13 protein-coding genes are annotated in these 15,324 nt (G+C 59.7%); 7 read left to right on the top strand and 6 right to left on the bottom strand.

What is annotated here, in order from left to right; all coding sequences use genetic code 11:
- Window positions 1–452 precede the first annotated feature (452 nt).
- From ACFRJ9_RS21580 to ACFRJ9_RS21565, 4 genes are all read right to left on the bottom strand, one after another.
- Window positions 453–1,403, bottom strand: coding sequence for a glutaminase (locus tag ACFRJ9_RS21580; protein ID WP_377672332.1), 951 nt, complete (start codon window positions 1,401–1,403; stop codon window positions 453–455).
- Between the two features lie 210 nt (window positions 1,404–1,613).
- On the bottom strand, window positions 1,614–2,801 hold the full coding sequence (gene manA / locus ACFRJ9_RS21575) for a mannose-6-phosphate isomerase, class I (protein ID WP_377672330.1): 1,188 nt from the start codon (window positions 2,799–2,801) through the stop codon (window positions 1,614–1,616).
- 58 nt (window positions 2,802–2,859) lie between these two features.
- Entirely contained in the window at window positions 2,860–3,819 is a 960-nt protein-coding gene (locus ACFRJ9_RS21570; protein ID WP_377672328.1) for an N-acetylglucosamine kinase, read from the bottom strand.
- Between the two features lie 257 nt (window positions 3,820–4,076).
- Window positions 4,077–4,805 carry an SDR family oxidoreductase gene (locus ACFRJ9_RS21565; RefSeq protein WP_377672326.1) on the bottom strand — a complete coding sequence of 243 codons (729 nt, stop codon included), beginning with the start codon at window positions 4,803–4,805 and terminating at the stop codon, window positions 4,077–4,079.
- 290 nt (window positions 4,806–5,095) lie between these two features.
- Between ACFRJ9_RS21565 and ACFRJ9_RS21560 the strand changes: the two genes are divergently transcribed.
- Complete coding sequence (locus ACFRJ9_RS21560) at window positions 5,096–6,112, top strand: alcohol dehydrogenase catalytic domain-containing protein (RefSeq protein ID WP_377672323.1); 1,017 nt, start codon at window positions 5,096–5,098, stop codon at window positions 6,110–6,112.
- Window positions 6,113–6,128: 16 nt separating this feature from the next.
- On the opposite strand, the gene ACFRJ9_RS21555 is transcribed toward ACFRJ9_RS21560, so the two are convergent.
- Window positions 6,129–6,788 (bottom strand): helix-turn-helix domain-containing protein, encoded by a 660-nt coding sequence (locus tag ACFRJ9_RS21555; protein WP_377672321.1) that lies wholly within the window; start codon window positions 6,786–6,788, stop codon window positions 6,129–6,131.
- A gap of 717 nt (window positions 6,789–7,505) precedes the next feature.
- Window positions 7,506–8,162, bottom strand: a complete 657-nt coding sequence (locus ACFRJ9_RS21550) for a helix-turn-helix domain-containing protein (protein WP_377672319.1) — start codon at window positions 8,160–8,162, stop codon at window positions 7,506–7,508.
- A 107-nt stretch (window positions 8,163–8,269) separates the two neighbouring features.
- Between ACFRJ9_RS21550 and ACFRJ9_RS21545 the strand changes: the two genes are divergently transcribed.
- From ACFRJ9_RS21545 to ACFRJ9_RS21520, 6 genes are all read left to right on the top strand, one after another.
- Complete coding sequence (locus ACFRJ9_RS21545) at window positions 8,270–9,460, top strand: M24 family metallopeptidase (protein WP_377672317.1); 1,191 nt, start codon at window positions 8,270–8,272, stop codon at window positions 9,458–9,460.
- Between the two features lie 23 nt (window positions 9,461–9,483).
- Window positions 9,484–10,557, top strand: a complete 1,074-nt coding sequence (locus tag ACFRJ9_RS21540; RefSeq protein ID WP_377672315.1) for an ABC transporter ATP-binding protein — start codon at window positions 9,484–9,486, stop codon at window positions 10,555–10,557.
- 66 nt (window positions 10,558–10,623) lie between these two features.
- Window positions 10,624–11,679: an extracellular solute-binding protein gene (locus tag ACFRJ9_RS21535; protein ID WP_377672312.1), complete on the top strand. Its 1,056-nt coding sequence runs from the start codon at window positions 10,624–10,626 to the stop codon at window positions 11,677–11,679.
- Window positions 11,664–13,406 (top strand): ABC transporter permease subunit, encoded by a 1,743-nt coding sequence (locus tag ACFRJ9_RS21530; RefSeq protein WP_377672310.1) that lies wholly within the window; start codon window positions 11,664–11,666, stop codon window positions 13,404–13,406. The genes ACFRJ9_RS21535 and ACFRJ9_RS21530 overlap by 16 nt, the downstream gene beginning before the upstream one ends.
- Complete coding sequence (solA, locus tag ACFRJ9_RS21525) at window positions 13,403–14,584, top strand: N-methyl-L-tryptophan oxidase (protein WP_377672307.1); 1,182 nt, start codon at window positions 13,403–13,405, stop codon at window positions 14,582–14,584. Before ACFRJ9_RS21530 ends, solA begins: the two co-directional genes overlap by 4 nt.
- On the top strand, window positions 14,584–15,006 hold the full coding sequence (locus ACFRJ9_RS21520) for a RidA family protein (RefSeq protein ID WP_377672305.1): 423 nt from the start codon (window positions 14,584–14,586) through the stop codon (window positions 15,004–15,006). Before solA ends, ACFRJ9_RS21520 begins: the two co-directional genes overlap by 1 nt.
- Window positions 15,007–15,324: the final 318 nt, after the last annotated feature.

Genomic DNA, 15,324 nt, shown 5'->3' with positions numbered 1-15,324 from the left:
CAGCGTCGTCTGAAGGGGGCGGCTCATTTGGGAATGGGTTCCTAGACGTTGAACTGCAGTCATGCCTCTGCCACGGGAAATTGCGTCGACACTGAATTCCCACAAAGACGTAACTTCGAAATCCGTTGCAGCTTTACTGGCCACAGTAGAGCAGCACACCCCGGCTGATGTGAGGTCGAGAAGCGGCCGTTACTTCGCGCGGCCGGACCTGTTGCGCGCACTCAGCGCTTCTAGGATGGCAAGGTCGCGGCTAACCGCTTCTATTGCCTCACGGCGTGCCCGCTGACGTCGGTTGCTGGGTTGACCCTTGTTAGTTTTTTGCGGTTCTAAGTCGGGATTCTGCTCACTCGCTGATTCTCTTCGGTTGGTGCGGCGCGGCTGCTGGGCGGTCTCGTTGGCTAGCGGGTCGTGGAAGATTGCCTCTGAGTTCCAGCTCGCGGCATCGCACGCTTTCAAAAGATCGACCATCCCGTCCGGGCGGTCAGCGCAGCCAAGGCCGTTACCCCTGCTGAGGAGTTCCCCGTCCTTCCGAGGCGTGGTCCCCAGACGGCTATAGTGCAGGTGCCTGGGACAACGGCGAGTATCCCGCCACCGACGCCGCTCTTGCAGGGCAACCCCACCCGGTAGGCGAAATCACCGGCGGCGTCGTAGGTCCCGCAGGTCAACATCACGGCGTTCAGCCGCCGAACCTGGTCCCCGGTCAGCACAGCTCCGTCCACCCCACGCCCGCCACGTGAGAGAAAGCTGCCAGCCCTCGCCAGATCCTCGCAGCTCATGGCGATGGCGCACTGCCGGAAATAGGCATTGAGTACCTGAGGAACAGGGTTGACCATGTTGTTGTAGCTGGTCAGAAAGTACGCCAGTGATGCATTCCGGTGGCCGGTGGCACGTTCCGACGCGGCGATCACCTCATCGACCTGAATCAGAGGGTTGGAGCTCTGCCGCCGCAGGAACGTTTGAAGGCACTCTTGACTGTCTCCGGTGATGCTCAAAAGGCGATCGGTCACGACCAATGCGCCTGAGTTAATGAACGGGTTCCGGGGGATGCCGTGTTCCTGCTCGAGCTGGACAAGCGAATTGAACGGAGTGCCCGATGGCTCCCGCGAGACCCGCGTCCACAGTTCATCACCATCAAGCGCCATGGCCAACGCCAGCGTGAAGACCTTTGAGATGCTCTGGATCGAGAAACTGGTCGACGAATCGCCGGCGCTGAAGGTCTCGCCCGAGTTCATGGCAACAGCGATGCCGAACTGCTCTGGGTCTACTGTTTCCAGACCTGGGATGTAATCTGCGACGGCACCTTCCGATGGAGCCGCAATGTTCTCGATGACGAGGTCGTCTAAGAGACCTTGAATGTTCACAAAATTTGATCTTTCAAATCTGCCCGGGAACTGGACTTCCAAGAAGGAGCATCTGTTCGGGAATTAACGCGTGATGAAGGCGCAGCATGTGAGCCATGAAAAGAACGGCAGTGAGTGTTCTGCGCCTCGCTAGTGCCCCGGTCCAAAGCCAAAGCCTCCAAGGGTGCGGTAGATAGGAGACTTAATGGCACTCTGATCATTCGGGGGCACCGGCTGTGCAAAGCTTGGTCTGAGGCCGGCATTGCTGGGGTGTTAGGGGACAAAGACCTCCGCTATCGCGCCTCGGCCCGAAACAAAGACAGGGCCTTCATGGGCTCCAACGAAAGAGGCCCCGCCTTGCACTAGCGGTCGCTTTTCCGTGTGATCCTGCGTCCAAACATTGAGGGAACCTTGAAGGCAGACGAGGATACGGGGTCCAGTTCCTGGCAACTCAACCTCATCGCTGAATGCCCGGTGTGGGTAACTGATTGAAAGAGCGAATTCCTCTACCGGTGGTCTGAACGTGTGCGTCACCGCTTCTGGGGGCGCGGTTTCGACTTTGTAACCCGACGATGTGAAGTCAAGCGCTCTAAGCGTGGACGGGACATCGACGTGTTTACTGGTGAGTCCGAGCCGCAGGACATTGTCGGAGTTGGCCATGACCTCTAACCCGAAACCTCCTAGGTAGGCGTGCGGTTCACCATCTGCGATATAGAGGAGCTGCCCTGGCAGCAGTTTCACACGGTTTAGCAACAGGGAAACCACAGCTCCCACGTCACCGGGGTAGAGAGCGCTGAGTTCATCAACGGTTTGACATGCTGCTTTGATGATTGGGTGAGGATAGCTGATGGCCAGTTCCCTGCACGTGTGGATTATCTGATCAATCTCCTCCGCGTTCAGGTCAAGTATGTGCTCAAGGCACGTTCGCAGGGATCCTTTTGGATCGGCACAGGCCGCCTCATAGGCCAAACTAGAGGGTTTGCCCAAGGCCTCCAGGATCAAAGCAACTTCCCTCAGAGGGCGGAAGCCGGCCAGTCCTTCGAAAGACGTGATGGCAAAGACCATTTCGGGCTTATGGTGTTTGTCCTTAAAGCTGCGCTGAGGGTGTGACGTCGGAATGCCGAGGGAGTTTTCACGCTGGAAACCCTCTGCGGCGAAGGCCGGATCCGGGTGGACTTGTATGGAAAGCGGACGCAATGGTGCCAGCAGTTTGACCAGATAGGGAAGACGGCCAAAGTGGTCCACAACCTTGTCGCCGAGGTGCGCTGTTTGGTCCAAGGAAATGGCTTTATCGAGTCCTATGGCGCCGGTCGCGGTGTCGATGGTGGAAGGAGCCAAAGGATGGGCGCCAAACCATAATTCTGCGAAGGATTCTCCATCGGGCTCTTTCCCGAGGAATCTGAACATGGAGGTCTTGGATCCCCAGTCGTACGACTGACGGGCTCCGTTTAGTGTTTGCAACGTTTGGTCCTTGCATAAAGGTGGGGAAGTGTTTTGTTCCTGCCGGACTGACCAGCTGCTAAGCCTTGGCTGGTTTGAGCTCCAGAGCAGTCGCGGTGGAGATGTGAAGCAAGGGATGCAATGGGTGATCTACAGGTAGGTCGGGAATTCGTGCCACTCCGTCCAGTGGTCCACCTTGAGGGGGGAGGATTTCGGCATTGGGCCACGCTTGTTTGAGTTTTAGGTGTAAGGGACCTGACATCAAGGGGTTTGACAGGATGCTTCCAGCCCAACTGATTGAGGGGCAGCTGCCTGGGTCCCACCATGTGTTACGAAGACTGGCCCCGACGGACAAAGCGAGTTCGTCAGTGGCGCGGTCGACGATGTGGGCGGAGACTTTATCGTGCGGCGATAAGTCAATGATTTTCCGGGCATACGAGGCAACAAACGCTATGCGTTCGGGATGCGATTGAATATCGATGTACGCGGTCTCCAGATTTGGGAAATCTTCATGAAGAAGATCAAGAATCGCGGTGTGCACACCCCTGCGATCATGGGCCCGCATCGCAGCTTCAAGACCGGCTCGTCCGATCCAGTACCCACTGCCTGCGTCACCCATGATGTTGCCCCAGCCATCCACGCGGGAGTAACTGCTTGTTCCCGTCGCCAGCGTTACGACCCCGGTTCCGGCCGCCACCGCCGAACCTCGCCGATCTCCGAGGCATCCCAGGTAACCCGAAACGGAGTCGTGCACTAGATAGACGGCCGTGACTCCACGGTCGCGCGAGGCGTCCAGGACGCCGGCAGCATCGGCATTGAGAGGCGTTAGCCCCGACAAACCGGCGGCCACACGGACATTCGCGGCAGGTCGCTGAAGGAGCACCTCTCTGATGACGCTCTCCAGTTGCGGCATCAGCGGTTGATCAGTCAGGAGAGGTGGAAAGTCCATCTGAAATGCAGGCCCAGCCATCTGATGAAGCCTGGCGCGGATTGATGACTGTCCTGCATCAACGGCAAGAATGGGGAGGGTGGTATTCATCGAGCTGAGCCTTCTTTGATGATTGCGCGAACGGGCAGGGTCTCTGGACAGGCGTAGGTTTTTGGGGACTGGAGCTTCAAGGCAGGCCGGATAGGGATAGCTCGTCGAGCCCGCCACCCATTTCCAGCGCGCGATCCCAGTCCCTTGAAGCCCGGTTCCCTTTGTTGGAACCGGGCTTCACGTCCCTTCGATCTGCCATGGGTTAATGCCCGGAAACAGGGTTCTTGGACCAACTATGGGATTGGCGTGTAGCCCCCTCAGATGTCCTGCGCAGATGGAAGGATGACAAGGTCCCGGATCGTGACGTGCTTCGGACGAGTGAGCATGAATACCACCGATTCAGCTACGTCCTCGGGGAGGATCCCGCGGGAAGCATCGAGTCGTTCTTTCGCCCGCGGGTCGCCCTCCTCAAATCCCCAAAGCTCGGTCAGGACCATTCCCGGTGCTACCTCAGCGACACGTACGCCGCTGCCCTTGATCTGCTGACGCAGGGCGTGCGTGAAGGCCCGGGCGGCATGCTTCGAGGCTGAGTAGACAGGCTCGGAGTGAATCGCGTGGTGTCCGGAGATCGAACTGGTAATGATGACGTCTCCACTGCCCCGTTCGATCATGTGGGGCAGCGCTGCCCGGACGAGTCCCAATGGTGCGAACACGTTGATATCGATGGTCCGTCGAATTTCCTCGACGTCGGTGGTGGCAACGTCTCCCTCAAGGAAAACGCCCGCATTCGCGATGACCGTGTCTATCCGCCCGAATCGCTCGAGGGTGGCAGCGACGATCTTTTCCCCCGCGTCCGTTTCGGAGACATCCACCGGGACAACGAGAACGTCTTCGCCCAGTTCCGCCCGAACCCTCTCGAGACGTTCGGCCGAGCGGCCGACCAAGGCGAGTTGTGAGCCGTTTTCGGCCAGCAGCCGCGCGGTGCTACGACCGATACCCGAACTGGCACCGGTGATTATTACTACCTTGCCATCAAGAATTGGCACTGTTCCTTCTTCCTTAGTTGGTTTACTACGACGCGTCTTCCTCGACTTCGCCTGGCTTCAACCGATCCGTGATGAGAGCTGGCACTTACGCGGGAACTGAGTGCGTGCATTGATTGACTGCAGGAACCAAACTCATTAGTGTCACACTCAGGTTAACAAGAGTTGCATACAAGTGAGCTGTTGGAAAGGCTGGAGTCCGGAGTGGAGGCTCTGTTGCGGCGGATGACGTCTCGCCGACCACTCCTTCGAGACCATCGCTCGTCCCCGCGATCACCCATTGAAAGGTCCCCATGCGCGCTGTCCTTTACACCGAGCCCCTGACGTATTCCCTCGATAACCTCCCTGACCGCAGTCTCGAACCGGGCGAGGTCCGGCTGGCGGTGTTGCGTGTCGGGGTTTGTGGGACTGATCTTCATCTGCATAACGGGCACTTTGGCGCACGGTATCCCCGAACACCTGGCCACGAGATTGTTGGGGAAGTCATTGAGATAACGGAAGAATCTGGATTCTCGGTGGGGGACCGCGTCGCCGTGGAAGATGGCGTGTACTGCGGCATCTGCACTGCATGCAAAGCCGGTCGATTCCTCCATTGCAGCGATATACGTGCCTTGGGCGTGTCACTGCCTGGCGGGGCAGCTGAACGACTCGTCGTGCCCGCCATCAAGTGCTACTCCATTGGCGCTCTTGACCTGGATGCAGCGGTTCTGGCCGAACCGCTTGCGTGCGTCATCCACGCAATGGACAGGCTGTCCATACCTGCAGGAGCTCGGGTGCTGGTTCTCGGTACCGGGACAGCTGGGCAACTGCTGTCCGTCATGGCGCGCCGGAACGGCGCTTCCGAGGTTACAGTCGCCGGCTCAAGCCCTTTCAAGCTGGGAATAGCGAAAGAATTGGGGGCAGATCGCATCGTCGCGGTCGACCGGACCCCCGGGGCCATCAACACAGCACTCGGGGGAATCGCACCAAAGGGTTTCGACGTGGTCATTGACGCCACCGGCGCGGTTTCGATGCTGGAGTCGGCTATCGACCTTGCTTCGATAGGAGGCACGATCCTGGTCTATGGAGTGGCGGGAGAGGCTGACCGTCTTGTCGTCAGTCCCTATGAAGTATTCAAGCGCGAACTGACGATTATGGGGTCCTATGCTCAGGCGCTCAACATTGGCCGCGCCGTTTCGTATCTAGAGCACCTGCCGGAAGGCCTCAGCCGGCTGATTACCCACCGTTTTGGACTGGGGGAGTATGGCCACGCGCTTGAGGCTTTGGGTTCCTCCGACTGCATTAAGGCGGTCGTGTTGCCCTCTAGTTGATTTGACCCTCGGGACATCAGACCCCGTGGGTAGAGGTCATTTCGTAATGTGTGGCCTCTGATGCGGCCGCTCGACGTCGAAGTCCCCACGGTGCGGGAGCGATGACCCACAGAACATCTGCCGTCGTTTGCGGGTCGGGATTCCGCCAACCATGCGGTTCCCGGGCGCGGAAGGTGAGCGTGTCACCTTCCTTCAACTCCACATCGCCAGTGGCGAAGCTGATGATGAGACGTCCCCGCTGGATATGGGCGATCTCGACTTCGGCATCGAGTTCATGCAGGTCTTCGCCGGAACCACCGCCTGGCGGGTAACGGGCCCGGATCAGTTGAACATTGGCCTCACTGCTCGGCGTGAGCAGCCTCTCGACGACTTCATCACCGGCGACCGGAACGAGGGGGAGGGCGTCATCGGCGCGGACGAGACTCTCTTCTGCTGCCGTGAAGAGAGAACCGACAGGAAGGGCGAGGGCTTCGCAAATAGCTATCAGCGTCGGTAGCCGGGGAAGCGCCGTATCGTTCTCAACGCGGCTGAGGAACGCCCTGCTCAGGTTAGTCGTCTGTGCCAGCTGCTCCAGGGTCAGGCCGCTGCCCTTGCGGGCGGCACGCAACCGGGCGCCGATCTTGACGTCGTCCATCTGATTCGAACCCGGATGGCCGTCGCCCACTATCTCATCCATGTCCCAAAGGTTACACCCAGTACAACTTTTGATTGACCCGACACGCGATCTAAGGTTACATTGTATGTATCACGCGTTAATCAGTGTGTAACACGTGAAGGTTTCGGATGCGGAACGTTGGTCATTCTCGCGGGCGCCATTCGATTGACGTCAGGGTCGGATTCTCGGCGTGGACTGCGAAAACAGGAGAAATGCCATGAAAAACAGAATGGTCGTCGCCCAGCGGAGCGCCGGCCGACTGTCGGGCGCCGAGCATGGATATCAGCCACACCCAATCAAGCGGGGTGCAACTGGGGGTAGGAGTAGTCCTGCAGAAGCTTGGACTCCTGCGGCATCTGCGAGTGAGCTTTTCCCGAGTGATTCCGCTGGAGCCGAGGCTAGGAGCCCAAAGCGAAACGTCGGCCTGACCGCCCATAGCGCCGCGCTGCGCGGGTGACGCTACTCTGCAGTGCTGGCCTGGAACGCATTCAATTGGGTTCCAAATTCGTGCCCTCTATCGTTCGTTCGGGCGAGAATTTATGCGCGAACTGAGGATCAGGGGGCCGCTGCGCCCTGTGGTCAACATTGGCCGCGGCGTTGCTAGCCTGGCGAATCTGCCGGAAGGCTTCAATATGGGTTGACCCCCCCCACTGCTGGGACTGAAGATGTGCGAAGCGCTCACTGCGCTTGAGTCTCCGATTGGTCTTGCCGAGCCAAAATGAATTCCCGTGGAGGTAGTCAGGCTCCCGCGATTGAAACCAGATCGGTTTGTGCGGTCTCTGCTGCGGCCGCCCTACGGCGAAGCCCCCACGGCGCGGGTGCGATGACCCACAGGACATCTGCCGTCGCGTGTGCGTCCGGGTTTCGCCAGCCATGCGGTTCTTTCGCTCGGAAGGTGAGCGTGTCACCCTCCCTCAACTCCACGTCACCGGTGGCGAAGCTGATGATGAGACGACCCCGCTGAACGTGGACGACCTCGACTTCGGCATCGAGCTCATGCAGGTCCTCTCCGGAACCGCCGCCGGGCGGGTAGCTCGCCCGGAGGAGCTGAACGTTGGGCTCCGAGCTTGGCGTGACGAGCCACTCGACGACCTCTCCGCCGGCGACCGGAACGATGGGCAGCCCTTCGCCAGAACGGACGAGGCTCTCTTCAGCTGCCGTGAAGAGAGAACCGACAGGAAGCGCCAGGGCCCTGCATATGGCAATCAGCGTCGGCAGCCGGGGAAGCGCCGTATCGTTCTCAACGCGACTGAGGAACGCCCTGCTCAGGTTGGTCGCCTGGGCGAGCTGTTCCAGTGTCAAAGCGCTGCCTTTGCGGGCGGCACGCAACCGGGCGCCAATCTTGAGGTCTTCCGCATCCAATTCCAGATGGCCATCGCCCAGCGTCTCATCCATGTACCAAAGGTTACACCCAGTACAACTTTTGATTGACGTGACTTGCGACATATGGTTGCATTGTATGTAGCACACGTTAATCAGGGTGTAACAAAAGGAGTATTGAAGTGGTAGCTAAGTCATTCCCCAGCGAGGCGCAATACCGCCGCCGTGCGAGCGAGATTCAGGCCTCACTCCGCGCCAACGGCATCGACATTCTTGTCGCTTCCGGGCAGGACACCCGCCGTTACCTGGGCGGCGTCGACGGGCTGGCAGGGATCCGGCCGCTCTGGCTGGTACTCCCCGCCAACGGGGAGCCCGAGTTCGTTTCACCCCGCCTTGAAACCGCGGAGATCCGTTTCCAGTCCTGGATTCCCGTCACTGAGGAATGGATCGAATGGAATGATCCCGCGTTCCCGTCCCGCACCCATCTGGAGGCACTGAACCGGGTCCTAGAACGACTCTCCCCGGACAAGACCGCCGTAATCGGAGCCGATTTCTACCAGTCGAGCGCAGCATCCATCGACACGCTGCGCGGGGGCTTCGGAGTGGAACGGGTCAAGGACGTCTCCGACCTGCTGGTCGCTGCACGCTTGATCAAGGACGAAGGAGTCATCAGTGTCGTTCGCCGTGCCGCGGACATCGCTCTCCACTCTTACAACGCCATCAAGGCAGAGCTGACTCCGGGCATGACGGAATGGGAAGTATCTCGAATCCACCGCACCTCGGGGATGGACCGCGCAGCCTACTGGCTGAAGGACGAGTGGGAGTACACCCCGGTCGGTTTCGCCACTCCGCTGATCCAAGCGGGCCGTGATCGCTCATCGCACGCCCACGGACTCGCTTCCACGCGCGTCATTGAGAACGGCGACATCGTTCAGCTGTGCTTGTGCGGTATGCCGCTCTTCGGCCACAGCGTCGGATTCGACCGTCCGCTTCTCGCGGGCGATAAGGAAATCCCTGCGGACGTCCGCCGTATCATCAATGTCGCTGAGGAAGCCCAAGCGGCTGCCCTGGACGCGATTGCACCCGGCAAGACCGCCGGCGACGTCCACGCAGCAGCTTTTGCAGTGGTCGAAAGGCACGGCCTCGTAGACGCCCTTCGGCACCGCACGGGTCGAGGCCTCGGCAGTTCGGAACTGGAGTTCCCGGAACTGAAGCACGGAGACAACACCGTGCTCCAGCCGGGGATGATCTTCGCAGTTGAACCTGGTATCTACGCAGAAGGCATCACTTCTGCACGCTTTGGCGATACTGTTCTGGTCACCGACGGCGGGTTTGAGGTGCTCACCGATACCACGGTCGGTCATGACCTATGACAACTATTGATCGGACACGGCCCATGACTATCAGTCGGCCTGCAACCGTCGCCTTCGAAGGCGTTTCACATCAGTATGTGCGGGGTGGACACGCACTCGAAAAGCTTGACCTGCACATTCAGGATGGGGAGTTCTTCGCATTGTTGGGTCCCAGCGGCTCCGGCAAGACGACACTGCTGATGCTGATCGCAGGGTTCCTCTCACCGACGACCGGTGAAATCCTCATCGGGCAAGACTCTGTGACCAGTATCGCGCCCAATCGCAGGGACATCGGCATCGTGTTCCAGGACTACGCACTTTTCCCGCACATGACTGTCTGGGAAAACGTCGCGTACCCGTTGAAGGCCCGTCGCGTCCCGAAAAACGAACAGACAGCGCGCGTCAACGAAGCCCTCCGCCTGGTTCGCCTGTCGGAGAAGGCCAACTCCTACCCATCCGAACTTTCCGGAGGGCAGAAGCAACGTGTCGCTCTCGCCCGCGCCGTCGTTTTCGGGCCCCGGGTCCTCCTGATGGACGAGCCCCTCGGAGCGCTGGACCGTTCAATGCGCGAGGAAATGAAGCACGAGTTGAAGCGATTGCATGCCGAACTCGGCGTGACAGTCGTGTACGTGACCCACGACCAGGGAGAGGCCATGGCCCTGGCCGACCGTGTGGCCGTCATGAAAGACGGGCGACTCATCCAGGTCGGTGCACCACCGGAGCTGTACTACCGTCCGGCGAACCGGTTCATCGCGGAGTTTGTAGGCGACTCCACGGTTGTGGAGGCCGAATGGCAGAGGGGTCACACGAGTATCTGCTCAGCGGCTGTCCCCTCAAAAGGCTGGGACGGCGCTGATGGGCCCATTCTTGTCGCGGTCCAGCAGAACCTCGTCACCATCGCACCGGCCAAGGACAAGATCCACGGCGACTCGACCGAGCTCGAAGGCGAATGTGTGGACGTCATTTTCAACGAGGGGCGCTACATCGCAACGTGTCTCCTGGATGACGGACAGAAAATTCGCGGTGTGGTCGAAGGTCAGCCACCGCTGACAAAACCAGGCACCCGTGTGGCCATTTCCTGGCCCGCACAGGCAGCCACGTGTCTCTCCCGAGATTGAAACCAGCTAGACGTTCAGCGCAAAAGAGTGTGCTGACGCAAAACGAACGAAAGGAAGGTGCGGACCGTGATCTCGAAACTTCGAGCACCTAAACGCCACATTGCAGTGGTCGCCGGTGTGTTGTCACTGTCCTTCGCAATGGCAGGGTGTAGCTCCGGCAACGGAGACAGCAGCTCTGGCGGCGGGAACGTTGTGGTCTCCTCCTATGGAGGATCGTTCCAGCAGGCCCAACAGACTGCCCTGTTCAACCCGTTCAGCGAGAAATCGGGCGTAACGGTTAAGGCCACGGAAGGCACTGGCTTCGACCCGCTCAAAGCACAGGAAGAAGCCGGGGACGTTACCTGGGACGTGGTTTCGTTGGAAGGCGCGCCGTTTGCGAACGCAGTGAAGAGCGGCTTGCTCGAACCCCTGGACTTCGGCAAAATCAAAACCGAGGGCATTGCTCCCGACGTAGTCAATGACCACGGCGTCGGCTACATCCAGTTCAGCACCAACCTGGTGTGGGACAAGAGCAAGATCGCGTCCATGACCCCGAAGGACTTCTTCGACCCGAGCATCAAGCTTCCCCGGTCACTCCCTGACGTGCCCGAGCGGACACTCGAGTTCGCACTCATGGGCGATGGAGTAGCCCCCGAGGATATGTACCCGCTCGATGTCGACCGGGCATTCAAGGTACTCGATCGCATCAAAGACCAAGTCGTCGGGTTCAAGGGACCAAGCGACTCTCAGTCGCTGATGCAACAGGGCGACGTCGCCGTGTCATTCCAGTCAGCAGGCCGCGCCGAGGACGCTATCAAGGCCGGCGCCAACTGGGGCTACGCGTGGGACGGAGCCGTACGCGACACCGAGTACTGGGCTATTGCCAAGGGAGCGAAGAACGCTGCTGCTGCCCAGGACTTCATCGCATACGCAGTCCAGCCTGACTCCCAGGCAGCGCTTGCGAAGGCGATCCCGTACGGCCCTACAAACACCAACGCCTATGCAAACCTCTCTGCTGATGTGAACGCGAAACTGCCGAGTTTCCCCGAAAACGCAAAGAAGGGCGTAACGCTCGATACAGCATGGTGGGTCGACAACTCCACCGATGTTAAGAAGCGATGGGATTCATGGCTGCTTCAATAGCAGCGGGAAGGAGCGCGGTGGTTTGGACCGTCGCGCTCCTTGCGCCCGCTTTTCTTCTTCTCGCAGGCCTGTATATATGGCCCATCCTGCGGATCCTCCCCGAAGCCTTCACGGGCACAGGATTCGAGCAGTTCTTCGCTTCACCTGTTTACATCAGTGTCACCTGGACTACAGTTCGCATTGCGCTCACAGTTGCTGTGATTACGCTGGTTGTCGGATATCCGGCAGCCTGGATGATTGCCACCCGAACAGGCTGGCAGAGGATGCTGCTTGTAATTGCGGTCATCGTGCCGTTTCTGACAAGCAGCCTGGTCCGCACGTTCAGCTGGATGGCCATGCTCGGCAGCAACGGGCTGATCAGCAACCTCCTCCGCGCACTTGGAGTCACGGACAAACCCACGTCGTTCCTCTTCACAGACTTCGCCGTGGTGATCGCATTGGTTCACGTCTCGCTTCCCTTGATGACGTTCTCCCTCGTGGCCGTCATGCGGCGGATTCCCCCGGAAGTGATGGGGGTCAGCGAAGCGCTCGGTTCCTCCAAGCTTCGCACCATGCTGCGCGTGGTCCTGCCGCAGACGTTGCCCGGTGTTACCTCAGGACTCATCGTCGTCACTCTTTTTGCGATGGCAAGCTTCATCGCTCCTGCCATTCTCGGTGGTACCTCACAGACGATGCTCGCGCAATTGATCCAAGGAACCATCGAAAGAGGATCCAACCGCTCATTTGCCGCGGCACTGAGCGTTGTGCTGGCTTTCCTGGCTTCAGCTGCTGTGGGCGTCATCTGGCTAGCCATGTGGCTGCTCAGGCGACGCTACAAGCGCACACCTCAGGTGACTGATCAACCCCAACAAGGCGCCCTGTCACCCGTGGCAAGGCGAGGACGCTCCAACGCAAACATTGAGGGCGGTGTCTGGAAATCGGCATATGGCATTTACTACGTCGCTATCGTTATCTTCAGTCTGGCCCCGATGGCCATCCTCGTTCCCATCGCCTTCACATCCGGAACGGTGTTGGTGTTCCCGACCCCAGGGTTCTCCACCCAGTGGTTTGAGGCCGTCCTCGCGCCTGACTGGGTGAACGCTGCCTTGACGAGCCTGCGCATCGCCGTGACTGCTGCGGTGATAGCGGTGGTTATCGCAACGTTGACCGTTCTGGCCACCGCGAAGACCAAGCTGATGGCTAGAGCTGCCGACCAAGGGATGCTCTTGCCGATGACGATCCCCACCGTGGTCTTCGCACTCGGAGCCTACGTAACCTTCGTCCGGCTCGGTCTGGTGGACACCGAACTCGGTCTTGTCCTTGCGCAAACCGTTCTGGCGCTGCCCATCTGTTACCTCGTTATTGCAGCTGGATACACCAGCACTGAAGTGCGGCTAGAAGACGCAGCACTGAGCCTCGGCGCGTCCAAAGCCCGGGCCATCGGCACCATCGTCGTTCCTCTGATGCTCCCGGCCCTTGCCGTGGCAGTTCTCATGGGCGTTCTCATGTCCTTTGATGAATCGGTTGTATCGATATTCCTCAGTGGCCTGGACGTCACCACATTGCCTAGAAAGCTGTGGAGCGGTATTCGATTCAGCACCAGCCCGGACGTGGCTGCGGCCGCAGTAGGCGTTCTCGGGTTTGGGCTGGTCATGATCGGCCTCACAGTGGCTCTCTACACATTGCTGAACCGCCGACAGAGGCGGTCAGTGATCCCCTTCCCTACCACCTCAACGGAGGAAAAGTGACAACGTACGATGCAGACGTCGTGGTCGTAGGGCTCGGCGCCCTGGGATCTATGACCCTGTGGCGACTCGCCTCTAGGGGTGTAAACGTGATTGGCGTGGAGCAATTTGAAATCGCTCACGATCTCGGTTCGTCCCACGGAAGTACCCGCCTGTTCCGGCTCGCGTGCTTTGAACATCCAGATCTGGGATCAATGGCTTTGCACGCACATGAGCTGTGGCGCGAGCTCGAGGACGTCTCCGGGACTGAGCTGCTCACACTGACGGGAGGCGTGATGGTCGGGCCCCGGAACAGCGAGCTCATCGTCGGAACCCGTCAAGCTGCGGCCAACGCTGGCGCCACTGTTGAAGAATTAAGCTCCGAGGATCTGGCCCAGCGTTTCCCGGTATTCGCGAACACGGACCCCTCCTACGTGGGATTGTGGGACCCGAACGCTGGTGTCTTGCGACCAGAAGCCAGTATCACGGCGGCCATCAACGCGGCGAAAGCACAGGGCGCACAGGTGCTGGACCGTACGAAGGTCACCGCCATCAGTGAAACCACCGACGGTGTTGAAGTCCACACCGAGGGCCGGGTCATCCGCGCCCGCTCGGTCGTCGTGGCAGCTGGGCCCTGGATCTCCAAGTTGCTGGATCTGCCGCACCTTACACCTATGCGCACCATCATGACCTGGTTCCGTCCCACCGCAGGCGCCCTCGACGTCGACCAGCTGCCCGTGTTCATCCGCCACATCGATGAACAAAGGACCATCTGGGGACACGGTGGTATCGATGGACTCCCCATCAAGGTCGGAGCGCCCGATAACGAGTTCAACATCAGGCCGACCGACCCGGACACCATCGACCGTGAACTCTCCGACGGAGACGTAGCGGGCGCACGCGATGTCGTAAGGCAGTACTTCCACGGCATCGACCCCGAACCGGCGGATTCGTACACATGCATGATCACCTTTAGCCCGGACCTGCAGTTCGTACTGGGACCAAGGGAGCCAGGGAGCAAAGTGATCCTCGCCGGCGGCTGCAGCGGTCACGCGTTCAAGCATGCCTCCGCCATCGGTGACTTCCTCGCCGGATCCGCACTCGGCGAACCTCCATCGCTGCGTCACCAGTTCGTCTCGCCCGAACGATTCCTTTCACCAACCCAAAACACGTACACCAACCAACAGAAAGCTGAAAATTAATGGTCAACATCACCAAAATCAAGTCCGGTAGCCCCTACGAAGAAAAGGAGAGCTACTCCCGGATCGTCGCTGTGGGTGATTGGGTCATGGTCTCCAACACTGCCGGTGTCGACTACGCTACCCAGGTCTTCGCGGACACCGCAGTGGAACAGACCCAGCAGGCCCTGCGCACGATCGAGAAGGCCCTCAAAGCGGCGGACTCATCCATGGAAGACGTTGTCTTTTCCCGCATCACGATCCCGAATCCTGACGAAGCAGAAGCTGTTATGGCAGAGATCGGACGGGCGTTCAAGGGCATTGACCCCGCAAGGACCGTTACTTGCAGCCCCTTGGGAGGCCCGCAGTACAAGGTCGAGGTTGAAGTAACTGCCTACCGTGGAGCTGGGTCGGCACCCCAGAACCACATCCAGATCCAGCTCTAACTGCTGGACCGGGAATGATCGGCGAGAACCCCCTGCACCGTCATGACGACGAACGGTCAAGGCGGTCAGCCGAGCATTGACCGTACTATCCGGGATCGCATCGCCGCCAGCGAGAATACGGTAGACATTTCGAATACCGTCTGACGGCAGGGTCCCGCCCGGACCCCAAAGCGTGCCGCCGCCAAGCATGGCGGCGGCACGCCGCCAGGCTGCACAGCGCAGACTCGTGCAATAGCCTGCCCGACGTGCCCCCCTGGCCATAACCGACGGCGGAATTTTCTGAGCACTCTACCTGCCCGTGGAAGAGAACATCTCCGG

Origin of the sequence: Paenarthrobacter sp. NPDC056912, from assembly GCF_042786555.1 — a bacterium.
In the GTDB taxonomy this organism is placed as follows: domain Bacteria; phylum Actinomycetota; class Actinomycetes; order Actinomycetales; family Micrococcaceae; genus Arthrobacter.
The sequence above is the reverse complement of the archived record's forward strand: the minus strand, read 5'-3'. Positions and strand labels throughout refer to the sequence as shown.

Bases quoted from the DNA above. Each gene is read 5' to 3' on its own strand.
- ACFRJ9_RS21570 (WP_377672328.1), bottom strand. From the start codon at position 3,819: ATGAATACCACCCTCCCCATTCTTGCCGTTGATGCAGGACAGTCATCA.
- ACFRJ9_RS21560 (WP_377672323.1), top strand. From the start codon at position 5,096: ATGCGCGCTGTCCTTTACACCGAGCCCCTGACGTATTCCCTCGATAAC.
- ACFRJ9_RS21555 (WP_377672321.1), bottom strand. From the start codon at position 6,788: ATGGATGAGATAGTGGGCGACGGCCATCCGGGTTCGAATCAGATGGAC.
- ACFRJ9_RS21550 (WP_377672319.1), bottom strand. From the start codon at position 8,162: ATGGATGAGACGCTGGGCGATGGCCATCTGGAATTGGATGCGGAAGAC.
- ACFRJ9_RS21540 (WP_377672315.1), top strand. From the start codon at position 9,484: ATGACTATCAGTCGGCCTGCAACCGTCGCCTTCGAAGGCGTTTCACAT.
- ACFRJ9_RS21530 (WP_377672310.1), top strand. From the start codon at position 11,664: ATGGCTGCTTCAATAGCAGCGGGAAGGAGCGCGGTGGTTTGGACCGTC.
- ACFRJ9_RS21520 (WP_377672305.1), top strand. From the start codon at position 14,584: ATGGTCAACATCACCAAAATCAAGTCCGGTAGCCCCTACGAAGAAAAG.